Source organism: Parafrankia sp. BMG5.11 (assembly GCF_004337455.1).
This window is the reverse complement of sequence record NZ_SJXI01000021.1, coordinates 104,573-119,269: the sequence shown is the minus strand read 5'-3', so window position 1 is coordinate 119,269 and position 14,697 is coordinate 104,573. Positions and strand designations below refer to the sequence as shown.

Genomic DNA, 14,697 nt, shown 5'->3' with positions numbered 1-14,697 from the left:
TAAAGCGGATCATCCCCGTGGCCCCGGCCGGCAGCCCTCGCGCGGGTGCCGGCGGCGGGGCCGCCTCGGCCGGCCTCGGGCGCGAGTGCCCGTCCGCGAGGCGGGCGGAGTGCGGGTGGACTTGTCCGGCCCTGTGCCGCATCTGGCGCCTACGGGACGATGCGGGCATCGTCGCACGCGCTTTGGCGAGCGAACCGTGCAATTGCGTCGCTGAAGTGGTCCGTGCGTTACCTCTTCGCTCACAACGCACTCTCCATCGCCCTGGGACACGAAGATGTCGCGACATAGCGTTGCTAGCTGGTCACGCAAGCGACTGTGTCAGCGACTAGAGGAGAGACGTCGATGCTGACGGACAATGCCCACGCCTGCACCCATCCCCTCGCCTTCGTCCGCGCTCAGCGTGGGTGGTCCTACCAACGGCTGGCACGCGTCGTCGCGCGTCGGGCCCGAGATCTCGGGGTCGCGAACATGGCCGCCGAGCGGCAGAAGGTCTGGCGCTGGGAGCACCGCGGGGTCGTGCCCGACCGTGTCTCCCAGCTGGCGCTCGCCGCCGAGCTCGGGGTCCCGACCGACCGGCTGGAGTCCCACCCGTGGCCGTCCTGGCTGCCGACCGGTGACGCCGTGCGCACGGAGTACCCGTGGACGGCCTCGGGCAGCGTCACCTCGCTCATGGACGTCGTCGAGGACGCGCTGACCGACCGCCGCGGCTTCCTGACCATCACCGGGCCCGGTGTCGCGTCGCTGTCGTCGGAGTGGCTCGGCCTGGAGCCGGCCCGGCTGCAGGCCGCGCTCGCCGGCGGCCAGGTGGACGAGCAGATCGTCAACCGGATCGAGCACAACATCCCCGGCCTGCGGGTGATGGACGAGCGTCTCGGCGGGGAGAGCGTGCGGCGGCTGGTGGACGCCGAGCTCGGCGTGGTCGCCGACCTGCTCGCCCGCGGCTCCTACACCGAGGCGATCGGCCGGCACCTGCACCTGGTCGCGGCCGAGCTCGCCCGGTTCGCCGGCTGGGTCTCCTTCGACGCCGGCTTCCAGACCGCGGCGCAGCGGTACTGGGTGACCGCGCTGCACGCCGCGCACGCCGCGGGGGACCGGATGCTCGGCGCGAACGTCCTGAAGAACATGTCGCTGCAGTGCGTGGACTTCGCCCGGCCGCGTGAGGCGGTCGACCTGGCGGAGGCCGCGGTCGCCAGCGCGCGGCGGGCGACCGGCCGGGTCGCGGCGATGCTGCAGATGCGCCGGGCCCGCGCGCACGCCGCGCTGGGCGAGGCCAGCGCCTGCGCCCAGGCGCTGGCCTGCGCCGAGGCGGCGTTCGTCGAGGCACGCGCGGAGGACCCGGCCTGGTCGGCCTACTTCGACGACGCCGAGTACCAGGCGCAGGTCGGCAGCTGCTACATCGACCTCGGCCACCTCGTGCACGCCGATCGCTGGCTCGAGGGCTCGCTGGCCATCCACCCGCACGAGCGCACCCGGGACCGCGCGACCTACCTGTTGCGGCGGGCCGCCGTCCAGATTGACCTGGGCAACCTCGACGGTGGGTGCTCGCTGGCGAAGGAGGCCCTGCCGATGCTGGAGGCGACCCGGTCGAAGCGGAACAGCCGGCGTGCCGACGAGGTCCGGCGGCGGCTGCGCCGGCACTCGGCGGACCCGGCCGCGCGTGAGCTCGACCAGATACTGGCCCGCACGGCCTGAGTGACCGGCGGCCCGCCGGTCATCCCGGCGGCCGCCGGACAGGCGGGCGGTGGCCGCCGGTCAGCCTCCGCCGCCGGTCAGCCTCCGGTGTCTCCGGTGTGCGGGTGCAGCAGGCGCCCCGCGGGACGGGTCGGCTGCTCCGGGCCGGCCTCGGGGTCGATCGTCGCCGCCACCTGGGCGCCGTCGGGGTCGGTGACGACGAGCACCGCGTCCGCCGGAAGCGAGCGCTTCACCACGGCCAGCGCGATCGGGCCCAGCTCGTGATGCATCTCGGACGCCCCGACGAAGCCGACCGCGCGACCGCCCGCGGTGACCGGGGTACCCGGAGCCGCGACGGCGCCGTCCAGGTGCAGCAGCACCATGCGCCGAGGCGGGCGACCCAGGTTGTGCACCCGGGCGACGGTCTCCTGGCCGCGGTAGCACCCCTTGTCCAGGTGTACGGCGGCCGGCAGCCAGCCCACCTCGTGCGGGATGGTGCGGTGGTCGGTCTCCCGGCCCAGGCGCGGCCGGCGCGCGGCGATCCGCAGCGCCTCGAACGCACTCAGGCCGGCCGGGGTGGCTCCGGCGCCCACCAGCTGGTCGGCGATCGTGGCGAGATCCGCGCGTGCGACCAGCAGGTCCAGCCCGTAGGGCATCCGGCGGATCAGGGGGGCCAGGCCGCCCACGGCCGCGCCGGTGGCGGTCGGGTCGGTCGCGGCCGCCGCACGGGTGACCGGGTACGGGCCGGTGGTCACGGCACCGGCCGCGGTGGGGGAGCCCGCGGCGGCAGTGCCCGCGGCAGGACCGCCGCCTGCCTCGCCGGGGACGGCCGACGGCCCGAGCACGGCCCGGGCGACGTCATCCGCGTTCGGGCCGAGCAGCGACAGGACGGCCGTCTCGGCCGTGGCGTCAGCCGGCTCGACCCGGAGCATGAACCGCATCGACTCCAGGAAGGACAGCAGCCGCGGCGCGCTCCCGGGCTCGACGTCGATCCAGGTGGCGGTGCCGTCGTCGGCGAGCACCAGATGGTGCTCGATGTGGCCGTGCGGGGAGAGCACCAGTGCCTCGGTGCCTCGCCCCGGGGCCAGCTGCGACAGGTGCTGCGAGGTCAGACTGTGCAGCCAGGTGAGCCGCTCCGGACCGGTGACGCGCAGCACGCCGCGGTTGGAGCGGTCGACCAGCACCGCGGTGGTGACTGCCCGGCGCTGCTCGCGCAGCGGATCGCCGTAGTGGGCCGCGACCGTCGCGTCCGGCTCGGGGGCCGCGACCGCTCCGGGCCGCGCGAGCAGCGGAGACGGGGCCGGGGCCGGCCGGAGGGCCTGCGTGTCGGTGCTCATGCCAGGTCTAACGCCTTCCGGCCGCTGTGCACTCCGCGCACCGGCCCGCCAGTGTGAGGTGCTCCATGTCGACGGTGAAGCCCAGCTCCGCGCGCAGCTCGCCGACGATGCCCGCGAGCCGCTCGGGCGAGATCTCCAGGATGGCCCCGCAGGCGCCGCAGACCAGGTGCACGTGCGGGTCGACCCCGGTGACGTGGTAGGTCGGCGCGCCGTGTGAGAGGTGCGCGTGCGAGACGAGGTCGAGCTCCTCGAGGAGGTCGAGGGTGCGGTAGACGGTGGAGATGTTCACGCCGCTGGCTGTCTGCCGGACCTCGTGGACGATCGCCTCCGGGGTGGCGTGGCCCAGCCTGGCGACGGCCTCCAGCACCAGTTGGCGCTGCGGCGTCAGGCGGTACCCACGCGCACGTAGCCGTGTGTGCCAGTCGTCGACCTCGGCCGCCATGGAGAAAGTCTAGGCCCCGCCGCGCGGATCCCGGCGGGGCGGACCACACCCTGCTCCTCGCGGAGCACCAGTGGAAAAAACCGTTTGCGACGGCGGTCGGCTGGCGCGTAGCGTTCCCTGTACACGAGAAGGGAGGTGGTCCAGGCTTTGTATGCACATAGGACTCGTGAGGTGACTGTCCGCTAGCCGGTCTCGTGGTCCTCACCCCCTGCCGGGTGGCCCTCGGGCACCGGCACCGGCGAGTACCAGGCAGACACCCGACCCCCGGGTGCCGTCGTTAGTCCCGACGGCCCGTCCCGCCCTATGCGGGGCGGAGCACCCGGGGGTCGCTGCGTTTCCGGCGGTGCACGGGACCAGCGGAGGACACTGGCCGAGCACCGGGCCGAGCGGGCAGGATTCACCTATGCCGACGCTCGTCCTGCTCCGCCACGGCGAGAGCACGTGGAACCGTGAAAACCTGTTCACCGGCTGGGTGGACGTCGATCTGTCCGAGAAGGGCCTCAAGGAGGCCACGCGCGGCGGGGAGCTGCTCCAGGAGGCGGGGGTCCTGCCCGACGTGGTGCACACCTCGCTGCTCACCAGGGCCATCCGCACCGCGTGGCTGGCCCTGGACGCGGCCGGGCGCACCTGGGTGCCGGTGCGCCGCAGTTGGCGCCTCAACGAGCGGCACTACGGCGGCCTGCAGGGGCTGAACAAGGCGGAGACCCTGGCGAAGTTCGGCGACGAGCAGTTCCTGCTCTGGCGCCGCTCCTACGACACGCCGCCGCCGCCCATCGAGCCGAGCCAGCCGAGCGGCGTCGACGAGCGGTACGCCGACCTCGCTCCCGATGTGATCCCGCTCACCGAATGCCTGCGCGACGTCGTTGTCCGGATGCTGCCCTACTGGTATGACTCGATCGTCCCGGACCTGCGCTCCGGCGCGACGGTGCTCGTCACGGCGCACGGGAACTCGCTGCGGGCGCTGGTCAAGCACCTCGACGGGATCTCCGACACCGACATCGCGAACCTGAACATCCCGACCGGCATCCCGCTGCGCTACGAGCTGGACGACGATCTCAAGGTGCTGGACTCGGGCTATCTCGACCCGGCCGCGGCGGAGACCGCCGCCGCGGCCGTCGCGGCTCAGGGCAAGAAGAAGTAGTCGCCAGGCGGGCGGCACGGGCCGCGGCGCGGCGGGACACCGGGCGGTGCGGGCGGGTGGCCGAAGGCTGGGAGCTGGCAGCCGAGCGCGGGGGCCGAGCGCGAGGGCGGGTCGTCGAAGGCGCGGGGCGGGCGGCGAGAAGCCGGGGCGGGCGGGTCGTCAGCCCGCCTTCTCGCCGGTGACCAGGTAGATCACCCGGCGGGCGACCGACACGGCGTGGTCGGCATAGCGCTCGTAGTAGCGGCCGCACAGGGTGATGTCGATGGCGGCCTCCATGCCGTGGGTCCACGGCTTCTCGATCAGCACGTGGAACAGGGCACGGTGCAGCCCGTCCATCGCGTCGTCGTCGGCCTCCAGCTCCTTGGCGAGCTCGGCGTCCCGGCTGGCGATCACCGAGCCGGCCTTGGCGACGATGCGCTGCGCGACCTGGCCCATCTGCAGCATCGTGGCGTGCAGCTCGGGCGGGACCGCCCGCCCGGGGTAGCGGCGCCGGGCGACCTTGGCCACGTGCAGGGCGAGGTCGCCCATCCGCTCCAGGTCGGCGACGATACGCAGCGTGGTCACCATCATCCGCAGGTCGGTCGCGACCGGGGCCTGCCGGGCCATCACATCGAAGGCCCGCTCCTCGATCTCGTTGCGGAGCAGGTCGACGGTCTCGTCCGCGCTGATCACGTTCTCGGCGAGCTGAAGATCGGCGTCCAGGAGCGAGGTGGTGGCCCGTGCCATCGCCGACGCGACCATGCTGGTCATCTCGATCAGCGATTGGTTGATGCTTTCCAGTTCTTCCTGGAAGACGTCCCGCACAGACGGCTCCTTACAGCTAGGGGAGGCTCGGAGCACCATTCGATCACAGTCGTTCGGTGGTCCTCGGGGGTTGACGTCAGACGATGATGCGCAGCCGTCGCCGTCGGGTGAACATCGACGATAGGCCGGATGAACACCTGGCGACCATCGGCCGTGAACCATTGCGAGCCAAGGCGCGGACGACCTGGTGGCGCCTAACATTCGGCACGTGGGGGACAGGTCGGACGATGACATGACAACCGGTCACGTCGCGTTTCGTCAGGGTTGGCTCTGCAGGGCCGGTACGGGTGCCCTCGACGGTCGGGTCGCGGCATCGTGGAGGGGACGCGGCGATGGCACGGCGGCCTGACTCGGCTGATCGGGGCGGTGCGACGAACACCGGCCCCCGCGGCGCGGCGGCGGCCGCCACCGGTCCGCACGCGCTGCCCGCCCACCTCGTCCGACAGGTGATCGCCGGCCTGCCCTCCGGGCTGGTGGTGGTGAACGCCGAGGACGTGGTCGTACTGGTCAACTCCGCCGCCCGCCGGATGGGTGTCGTCGACGGTGACGAGCTCAGCGTGGGCGAGGTGGCGGATCTGGTGAAGGCCTGCCGGGCCGCAGCGGCCGAGCGCAACCGTCAACTGGACCTGCCGCCGGTGCCCGAGCCACCGCTGACCAGGGCCCGTCCGGACCAGACCGCGCTGGCCGTCTGGGCATACGCACGACCGCTCGGTGACAGCGGGTACGTCTCGGTCCTGCTCGACGACATCACCGACTCGCGGCGGGTCGAGGCCGTCCGGCGCGATTTCGTCGCCAACGTCAGCCACGAGCTCAAGACGCCCGTCGGGGCGCTGCACGTGCTCGCGGAGGCGGTCAGCGAGGCCAGCGAGGACCCGGTGGCCGTGCGCCGTTTCGCGTCGCGGATGACGCACGAGTCCACCCGGCTGGCCCGGCTGGTCCAGGAGATCATCGACCTCTCCCGGCTGCAGGGCGCCGAGCCGATGCCCGACCTGGCCCCGGTGCCGGTCTCGGTGGTGCTCGCGGAGGCCGTCGACCGGAACCGGTTCAGCGCGCAGGCGCAGGAGATCTCGGTCGCCGTCATCGGCGCCGGCGGGCTGCGGGTCCGCGGCGACGAGAACCAGCTGGTCACCGCCGTGGCGAACCTGCTGGACAACGCCATCAGCTACTCGCCGCGCGGCACACGGGTCGTGCTGGGAGTCCGCCAGGTCGGCGGAACGATAGAGATATCAGTCGCGGACGAGGGAATCGGCATCGCCGAGAAGGACCTGGAACGGGTCTTCGAGCGTTTCTACCGCGCCGACCCGGCGCGTTCCCGGGCGACCGGGGGAACTGGTCTCGGCCTGGCTATCGTGAAGCACATCGCGACCAACCACGGCGGTTCGGTGAGCGTGTGGAGCGCGGAGGGTCGGGGCTCGACGTTCACGCTGCGCCTGCCCTCCGGTACCGACGATCCCAAGGCGACCGGGTCCGGAGCGGGCCGCTCCGAAACAGGCCGTGCGGGGAAGTCCGGCGGGGTGGCGAAGGCCGGCCCCGCGGCGAGATCCGGCGGCACGGTCGAGCCCGGCGGCACGGTCGAGCCTGGTGGCGCGGCTCCGTCGCGGCCGAGCGGTGTCGTTCCGTTGCGGCCGCCAGTCGATGCACCCGATCTCGCCGATTCCGCGTCGCGGGGCCCGGTCCTGGCGGAAACTGTGCACGAATCAGCTGGTCGCACCCGGCCGGCGGCGGCCGCTCCGGTCGCGTCCGAGAATTCCTCCGGAACCGGCCACGGCGGCCCCGGAGCATGATCCGGAGCCGGTATTCCAACCGGCTTTTCAGCGGTGGCCCCTGTTCCCGGCACCGGCCGTAAAACGGTGTGACACCGCGCGGTGAAACATTTCGTCCCCGGAGATCCCGGCGGACGCGGGAGTACAGGGAGCGTGACGGTGACCAGGCTGCTCGTGGTCGAGGACGAGGAGTCCTTCTCCGATGCGTTGTCGTTCATGTTGGAGCGTGAGGGGTTCGAGGTCGCCGTCGTCGGTGACGGGCCCAGCGCGCTGGCCGAGTTCGACCGGCACGGTGCCGACCTGATCCTGCTCGACCTCATGCTCCCCGGCCTGTCCGGGACGGAGGTCTGTCGCACGCTGCGCGCCCGCTCGACCGTGCCTGTGATCATGCTCACCGCCCGGGACAGCGAGATCGACAAGGTGGTCGGCCTCGAGCTGGGCGCCGACGACTACGTGACGAAGCCGTTCTCGGCCCGCGAGCTCGTCGCCCGGATCCGCGCCGTCCTGCGCCGCCGGGTGGAGACCGAGGAGGTGTCCGACGCCACCCTGGAGGTCGGCCGGGTGCGGATGGACGTCGAGCGGCATGTCGTCACCGTCGACGGCAGCCAGGTCGCGCTGCCGCTCAAGGAGTTCGAGCTGCTGGAGATGTTCCTGCGCAACGCGGGCCGGGTGCTCACCCGCGGGCAGCTGATCGACCGGGTCTGGGGGTCGGACTACGTCGGCGACACCAAGACGCTCGACGTCCACGTGAAGCGCCTGCGCACCAAGATCGAGGCCGAGCCGGGGGCGCCGCGGCACCTGGTGACGGTGCGTGGCCTGGGTTACAAGTTCGAGCCCTGACCGGCTCCCGCCCCCCACTGGCCGGCTGACGTGGTCGGAAGCGGCACTAGGTTGGATGGGCGCCCGGGACGGACGGATTCCGGGGCAGGCCACGCGCGGCCTCCCGGTCACGGGGCGTCGGCGGCGGCATACACAGGGGGGTGACCAGTCCGGTGACGAGCGGTCGTAGGACGGGCCGTCGCGGGGCCATCGGTCGGATGGCGATCCGGGCGGGTGACCGGCGGTGCGGTTGAGACCGGCGCTGGCGCGCCGGGGACCGGGCGGAGGTGTTCCGGTTAACAGGGCCGGCGCCGACCAGCCCGGCGCTGTTGAGCTCGGCGCTGTTGAGCTCGCCGCTGGTGAGACCAGCGCTGTCGAGCCCGGGGCGGACGCGACCGGCGTGAACGAAGCAGTCGCGGACATCATCGGCCCGGGCACGGCTGGTGCCGACACGGCTGGTGCCGACACCGCTCGCGCCGACACCGCTCGCGCCGACACCGCTCGCGCAGGCACCGGCGGCCAGGCTCCGCGGAGCGGCGACGACGGTGCGCTGCGTGAGCTGGAGCGTGGCCTGCGGCCCACCGCCCCGGCCGCGGACAACCGGGTCGCGGCGCCTCCCGGTCATCCGCACGGCCCGATGCGCCTCGGTGTGATCGACATCGGGTCGAACACCGTCCACCTGCTGGTGGTGGACGCGCACCGGGGTGGCCAGCCGCAGCCGGCGGCGAGCGTGCGGGTGCCGTTGCGTCTGGTCGAACTGCTCGACGACGACGGGCGGCTGGCCGAGCGTGGTGAACAGGCGCTGACCGACTGCATCCAGCAGCTGCGGGCGCACGCCCAGGACCTGCACGTGGTCGACCTGGTCGCCTTCGCCACGTCAGCCGTCCGGGACGCCCCGGACGGGGACGAGGTGCTGACGCGGGTACGCGCCGACACCGGGCTGGAGGTCGCCGTCCTGCCGGGTGAGGCCGAGGCGCGGCTCACCTTCCTGGCGGTGCGCCGGTGGTTCGGCTGGAGCGCGGGACGGTTGCTCGCGCTCGACATCGGCGGCGGCTCGCTGGAGATCGGCGCGGGCATGCACGAGGACCCCGAGGTCGTCGCCTCCCTCCCGCTCGGCGCGAGCCGGCTGACCAGGGACTGGCTCAGCGAGAACGACCCGCCCAAGCGTTCGGAGCTCAACGCGCTGCGCCGCTATGTCCGGGCGCAGATCGCGCCGGTCGTCGGGTCGCTGTACCACGTGGGCGAGCCGACCCGGGCGGTGGCGACGTCCAAGACCTTCCGCTCGCTGGCCCGTGTCTCCGGCGCCGCGCCCTACGGCCGCGGGCCGTACGTGCGGCGGGTCCTGCGCCGGGAGGACCTCGTGGAGGTGGCCGCGCGGGTGTGCCGGATGTCGGCTGCCGAGCGCGCGGCGCTGCCGGGTGTCTCCGCGTCGCGGGCCAGCCAGCTGATCGCGGGCGCCGTCGTGGCGGCCGAGGCGCTGGATCTGTTCAACCTCGAGGAGGTGGAGATCTGCCCCTGGGCGCTGCGCGAAGGGGTGATCCTGCGCCGGCTCGACCTGCTGACCTCGGGACTGGACGGCCCGCGTTCGCTTCCACCGGCACGGTAGCGATGACTTGCGTCACTGTGTGGTCTCGTCGTCGGCGATTCTGAACGCGGGAGCGCCGTGGGCGCGGGGCCGGTCATCCGCCGGACACCCGTCCCGCACCGCTGGTCCTGCCGTCGCGCCGCTGGTCCGGTTACCGGGCCCGGGCCCGCGGGCGGCACCGCCGGGCCTGTCCGGCGATGCGTTCCGCCTCCTGGCGGAGCAAAGGCCCGGGAGGCGGCACGCCGGGTATGGCCTAGCCTGGATGACGGGGCCGGTTCCTCACCGGTCCGGGACGGGTCCGGTCACAACAGGCGTCCGGCCGTTCGGCCGCCGAGATCCTGATACGGGAGCCGAAGTGCAGCAACGCGGTGCCAGGAGGCGGCCGGTGGCGCCGGCGCCGCCGCCGGCGGGGTCCTCGCCGACGACGCCTCCGTCAGCGCCATCTCCGTCAGCGGGCGCTTCACCGGCAGCATCTTCGCCAGCGGTGCCTCCGTCGGTGGCGGCGGCGGCGTCGCCGTCCGGCATGGTCGTCACCCCGCGGCTCGGGGCGCCGGCCGGCCCACCCGCCGCCGGGTTCCAGCCGGTGGGCGGTGGGCTGGTGGCACTCTCCACGGCCTCCACCTACCCGGAGTCGACGGCGACCGCCTTCGAGATGGCGGCGCGGCTCGGCTACGACGGCGTCGAGATCATGGTCTGGACGGACCCGGTCAGCCAGGACCCGCAGGCACTGCGCCGGCTCCGTGACTACCACGGCATCCCCATCCTGGCCGTGCACGCGCCGTGCCTGCTGCTGACGCAGCGGGTGTGGGGGACGGACCCGTGGGCGAAACTCGAGCGCGCGCGGGCGGTGGCGGAGACCCTCGAGGCGCCCACGGTCGTCGTTCATCCACCGTTCCGGTGGCAGCGCGACTACGCCCGCGAGTTCGTCGCCGGCATCCACCGGATGGCCGGCGAGACGGACGTCCGCTTCGCGGTGGAGAACATGTTCCCGCTGCGCGCCCGGGGCCGGGAGGTCTCGGCCTACGCCCCCGACTGGTCGCCGATCGACGACGGCTACCGGCACGTCACGCTGGATCTCTCCCACACCAGCGTCTCCCGGTCGGATGCGCTGCTGATGGCGGACGAGCTCGGTGACCGGCTCGCGCACATCCACATGGCGGACGGCACGGGGCTGGCGAAGGACGAGCACCTGGTGCCCGGCCGCGGCACGCAGCCCTGCGCCGAGCTGCTGGAGCGCCTCGCGGCGAACGGGTTCGACGGCACGGTCGTCGTCGAGATCAACACCAGGCGCGCGGAGTCGCGCGACCAGCGTGAGGCCGACCTCGCCGAGGCGCTGGCCTTCACCCGGCTCAACCTCGCCGCTCCGGCCGGAGTCGTCCCGGTTCCCTGACGAGGGCCTTACCGTCCGGTGGGGTAAGCCACTGTCAGTGGCGGAGTTGCCGCGTAGGGGCCACTATCGGGGCGTGTCCCCTGGATCACTCTTCGACCCGTTGGCCGACGCGTACGACCAGGCCCGGCCGGGCTACCCGGACCAGCTTTTCGCCGATCTGGAACTGCTCGCCGACCGGCCCGTCGCCGGCGCCGGCGTGGTCGACGTGGGCGCGGGTACGGGGATCGCCACCAGGGCCATGATCTCCCGGGGTGCCTCCGTCCTGCCTGTCGAGCTGGGCCCGGTGATGCTCGACCGGCTGCGGCGGCGGACCCCGGACCTGCCCGTCGTGCGGGGCGACGGGGAGGCACTGCCGCTCCGGAGCGCGTCGGCGGACCTGGTCACCTACGCCCAGGCCTGGCACTGGGTGCGGGTGCCGGTGGCGGCGGCGGAGGCGGCCCGGGTGCTTCGCCCCGGCGGAGCGCTCGCCGCGTGGTGGAATGACGTCGACGCCGACGACTTCCACTGGTACCAGCGCCAGCAGGACCGCCTCGAGGCGATGAGCCCCGGCTACACCAGGGAGTACCGCAACCGGCCGTTCGCCGACGAGCTGCGTTGGACGGGGCTGTTCGCCGAGGTGGCTACGGTGACCTGCCGGTGGCACCGGGAGCTGGACATCGACCTCTACGAGACGTGGCTGTGCTCGAAGTCGTACGTCGCCGCGATCGGTGACCGGCTCGAGGACTTCCTCGCGGCTGAGCGCCGCTCTCTGCTGCGCTCGTTCCCCGACGGTCGGATCATCGAGCCGTTCCGGACGATGCTGGTCGTCGCGCGCGTCCCCTGAACCACCGACCGATCGTGATGCCGGCGCGGATCCGCCGGTGATGTTCGCGAGGTGCCTTCGCGCAGGTAGCGGCGCCGTGATGCTCCCTTGACGCCGGGCGGTCGGGCCGTTGGTGGATACCTCTCGTAATCGTCCAACTCCTTTCGGATCCTTTAGAAACGTGTCAGGAGTATGCGACTGGAAGTCTGATAAGGGGCTTCCGCTATCGTCGTGCGCGTTCGTGGGGTTCTGACCGACTCGCCCGTGTCGTCGCATGGCCGGGCGCGCCGGTCTTGATCCTGGTCGGCGGGGGTCGGGCACGGCGGGGGTCGGGCACGGCGGGGCGGCCCGCGGCCGGACGGCGGTCCAGGGGTCTGCCGGGTGCTCACACCCGGTCGCCACGTGCGTCCCTGGCTGGAGGAGGGGACGCACGATCGTGAGAGCCGGTTCGCTTCCGATGACCGACGGCCCGCCGGGGGCGGCCAGGCGGGCGAAGCCCACCCCGCGCCCGCCGGCCGGGCCAGCCGAGACCCGGCAGCCCACCGACGCGGAGGCGGCGGCGGCGGCGAAGTTCGCCTACAACCCGGCGCTCGACGGTCTGCGCGTGATCTGCATCTACATCATCCTCGCCGGTCACATGGGCGCCATCCACGCCAGCAACGTGGCCGTCGACATGTTCTGCGTGCTCAGCGGGTTCCTGATCACGACCCTGCTGCTGGCCGAGCAGGCCCGCACGGGCACCGTCTCGATCGGGCGCTTCCTCGTCCGGCGCGCGTACAAGCTGATGCCGGTGATGTGGGTCTATCTTCTGCTCGGCCTGGCTATCACGGTCGCCTTCAAGTGGGATGACATCCCATACCGCGACGACTACATCAAGAGCGCCCTCTCGACGTTCCTCAACGTCAACAACTGGTACAAGGTCGAGAACCCGCTGGGCGGCGGGCGCTGGCTGGCCCACGTCTGGTCGTTGTCGATGGAGGAGCAGTTCTACCTGGTCTGGCCGTGGGTCTTCCTGCTCTTCGTCCGCTCCGCGCGGCTGCGCCCGTACCTGTTGACGTTCCTGATCGCCTCGATCGGCCTGATCATGGGCTGGACGTACATGATGGCCGCCAACGGGGCCCCGCGCAGCCGGGTCTACCTCGCGCCCGACACCCACATCGCCCCGCTGCTCATCGGCTGCCTCGTCGCGGTCTGGCGGGACAACCGGCTGCGCGCGCTGGCGACCCCGGTGGTCCGCGACAAGAAGGACGGCGACAGGAAGGACGGCGGCGGGAAGGGCGACGGTAAGAAGGCCTCGACCGGAGCTCACTCCGCGGCGACCGCCGCCGCCGTCGAACGCTGGACGAGCGGACGGCGACTGGCCGCCCTCGGCCTTCCCGCCGGCATCGTGCTGTTCCTGCTGGCCTTCCTCGGGCCGAACAAGGACCTCCCGGAAGCGAACTGGATCGACTACGGGGCCTACGTGCCGAGCGCGGCCCTGGGCGCGCTGCTGATCATCGGCGCCGACGTCAACCGGGACGCCCGGTGGGTGCGGCTGCTCGGCTCGCCGAAGATGGCCTGGACCGGAAAGATCACCTACAGCATCTACCTGTGGCACTACCCGTTCATCTCGGCCGCCGCCGGCCAGCTCGTGCCGCGGATCGGGCTCTGGCCGTCGGTGGTCGTCGCCGCAGTCTGCACCACGATCACGGCCTACTTCTCGAACCGCTTCATCGAGAAGCCCATCATCGCGCGCCGGCCGAAGTGGGCGGACACCCCGCGTGGCCCGGCCCGCCCCGCCGCCGCCGCGGGCCCGGCGGGGGCCCCCGCCCAGGTGCCGGCCAAGGCCGGCCCGCGGGAGCCGCGGGAGCGGGACCTGTCCGAGCTGCCGGAGCTGCCCGAGCTGGAGCCGGTGCTCGCCGGTGTCGGCACGAGCGCCGCCGACGCCGAGCAGGCGGACGGGCGCGGTGGCCGGGCCGGCGCCCCGCCTCGGCCGGGAGACTGGTCGGACGGCGACGTCGACTGGGTGGACGAGGGTTACCCGGGCCGCGGCGGCCCGGCCGGGCCCGGGCCGGCCCGGGCCGGCTACTCCCACGATCCGGATTCGCAGCCGATGCCGGCCGTTCCGCGCCCGAGCGGGCCCCGGGCCGGCGAGGTGGTCTACGACCGCGCCGACGGGCCACCCGTGTACGAACACGGGCCGGCGGTGGGCGCTACGCACGCCGGTGGGTTCGAACCGACCCCCATCCCGGACTGGGCGGCCTACCCGGCCCTCAACCGCGGCCCCGGATCGGCCGCGGACGCTGGCCCGGCCATGGGCGCTCCCCGGCGGGGGCCGGCGGCGTCGATGGGCGGCGACACCATGAACCTCCACCTTCCCTCGACGTTCGACCCCGGCGCGCCCCCTGCCCACGGGACCGGCCCGCGGGCCGGGCGCGACCGCCCCGGCCGCCCGGCCGATCCCGCCGAGCCCGGCCGCCTGCCCGGGGTCGCCCATCCGGCCGGCCACCGGCCCGGCCCGGCACCCGGCCACGCGCCCGCGTACGGCCACAGCCCTGCGCACAGCCCCGCCCACGGCCAGGCCCTGGGTCACGTGCCGGGCCACGGTCACGTGCCGGGGCCCAGTCATGCGCCGGCGTACGGCCACGGCCCGGGGAACGGTCACGGCCCTGCCCACGGCCACGGCCCGGCATACGGGCGGGGGCCCGGGGAGAGCAGGGGTCCCGGGCGTGACCAGGGCCTCGACCGTCTCGACGGAGCCGGGCACGGCCCCGCCGACCACGCCGGGGACCACGTGCTCGAGCCCGTCCGGGATCCGCGCGCCGGGCGCGAGCCCGCCGAGCCCGACCCGCTTTTCGGCCCGGTCCCGGGCGCGGGGCGCGACTGGTGAGAGCGATGGGACGTCCCGAGCAGCCCGGGTCATAACCTTCATCGGCGTGGTCGCCGTCGGATGCGGTGGGCACC

General features: G+C 73.3%; 11 protein-coding genes. 8 read left to right on the top strand and 3 right to left on the bottom strand.

Translation table 11 applies throughout. From position 1 onward, the window contains the following. The first annotated feature begins 342 nt into the window (after positions 1–342). Positions 343–1,692 (top strand): transcriptional regulator, encoded by a 1,350-nt coding sequence (locus tag E0504_RS16825; protein WP_071066492.1) that lies wholly within the window; start codon positions 343–345, stop codon positions 1,690–1,692. A 77-nt stretch (positions 1,693–1,769) separates the two neighbouring features. Here E0504_RS16825 and E0504_RS16820 read toward each other — a convergent pair whose 3' ends face one another. Next, positions 1,770–3,008 carry a folate-binding protein YgfZ gene (locus tag E0504_RS16820; RefSeq protein WP_112106942.1) on the bottom strand — a complete coding sequence of 413 codons (1,239 nt, stop codon included), beginning with the start codon at positions 3,006–3,008 and terminating at the stop codon, positions 1,770–1,772. A gap of 7 nt (positions 3,009–3,015) precedes the next feature. After that, entirely contained in the window at positions 3,016–3,450 is a 435-nt protein-coding gene (locus tag E0504_RS16815) for a Fur family transcriptional regulator (RefSeq protein WP_071066490.1), read from the bottom strand. Between the two features lie 403 nt (positions 3,451–3,853). On the opposite strand from E0504_RS16815, the gene E0504_RS16810 reads away from it, so the two are divergent. Further along, positions 3,854–4,591: a phosphoglyceromutase gene (locus E0504_RS16810; RefSeq protein ID WP_071066489.1), complete on the top strand. Its 738-nt coding sequence runs from the start codon at positions 3,854–3,856 to the stop codon at positions 4,589–4,591. Between the two features lie 159 nt (positions 4,592–4,750). Here E0504_RS16810 and phoU read toward each other — a convergent pair whose 3' ends face one another. Beyond that, positions 4,751–5,395, bottom strand: a complete 645-nt coding sequence (phoU, locus tag E0504_RS16805) for a phosphate signaling complex protein PhoU (protein WP_020463569.1) — start codon at positions 5,393–5,395, stop codon at positions 4,751–4,753. A 332-nt stretch (positions 5,396–5,727) separates the two neighbouring features. On the opposite strand from phoU, the gene E0504_RS16800 reads away from it, so the two are divergent. From E0504_RS16800 to E0504_RS16775, 6 genes are all read left to right on the top strand, one after another. Next, positions 5,728–7,179, top strand: coding sequence for a cell wall metabolism sensor histidine kinase WalK (locus E0504_RS16800; protein WP_112106943.1), 1,452 nt, complete (start codon positions 5,728–5,730; stop codon positions 7,177–7,179). A gap of 138 nt (positions 7,180–7,317) precedes the next feature. Continuing rightward, complete coding sequence (locus E0504_RS16795) at positions 7,318–7,998, top strand: response regulator transcription factor (RefSeq protein ID WP_026240240.1); 681 nt, start codon at positions 7,318–7,320, stop codon at positions 7,996–7,998. Positions 7,999–8,377: 379 nt separating this feature from the next. Continuing rightward, entirely contained in the window at positions 8,378–9,583 is a 1,206-nt protein-coding gene (locus tag E0504_RS16790) for a Ppx/GppA phosphatase family protein (RefSeq protein WP_243657528.1), read from the top strand. Between the two features lie 502 nt (positions 9,584–10,085). Beyond that, complete coding sequence (locus tag E0504_RS16785; protein ID WP_071066580.1) at positions 10,086–10,952, top strand: sugar phosphate isomerase/epimerase; 867 nt, start codon at positions 10,086–10,088, stop codon at positions 10,950–10,952. A 73-nt stretch (positions 10,953–11,025) separates the two neighbouring features. Continuing rightward, positions 11,026–11,775: a class I SAM-dependent methyltransferase gene (locus E0504_RS16780; RefSeq protein ID WP_071066487.1), complete on the top strand. Its 750-nt coding sequence runs from the start codon at positions 11,026–11,028 to the stop codon at positions 11,773–11,775. A gap of 436 nt (positions 11,776–12,211) precedes the next feature. Further along, the gene (locus E0504_RS16775; RefSeq protein ID WP_243657527.1) at positions 12,212–14,623 is read left to right on the top strand and encodes an acyltransferase; all 2,412 of its coding nucleotides are present in this window, start codon (positions 12,212–12,214) and stop codon (positions 14,621–14,623) included. The last annotated feature ends 74 nt before the right edge of the window (positions 14,624–14,697 follow it).

Excerpts from the sequence above, each read along its gene's own strand:
- E0504_RS16825 (WP_071066492.1), top strand. The coding sequence starts at position 343 with ATGCTGACGGACAATGCCCACGCCTGCACCCATCCCCTCGCCTTCGTC.
- E0504_RS16820 (WP_112106942.1), bottom strand. The coding sequence starts at position 3,008 with ATGAGCACCGACACGCAGGCCCTCCGGCCGGCCCCGGCCCCGTCTCCG.
- E0504_RS16815 (WP_071066490.1), bottom strand. The coding sequence starts at position 3,450 with ATGGCGGCCGAGGTCGACGACTGGCACACACGGCTACGTGCGCGTGGG.
- E0504_RS16810 (WP_071066489.1), top strand. The coding sequence starts at position 3,854 with ATGCCGACGCTCGTCCTGCTCCGCCACGGCGAGAGCACGTGGAACCGT.
- E0504_RS16800 (WP_112106943.1), top strand. The coding sequence starts at position 5,728 with ATGGCACGGCGGCCTGACTCGGCTGATCGGGGCGGTGCGACGAACACC.
- E0504_RS16785 (WP_071066580.1), top strand. The coding sequence starts at position 10,086 with ATGGTCGTCACCCCGCGGCTCGGGGCGCCGGCCGGCCCACCCGCCGCC.
- E0504_RS16775 (WP_243657527.1), top strand. The coding sequence starts at position 12,212 with ATGACCGACGGCCCGCCGGGGGCGGCCAGGCGGGCGAAGCCCACCCCG.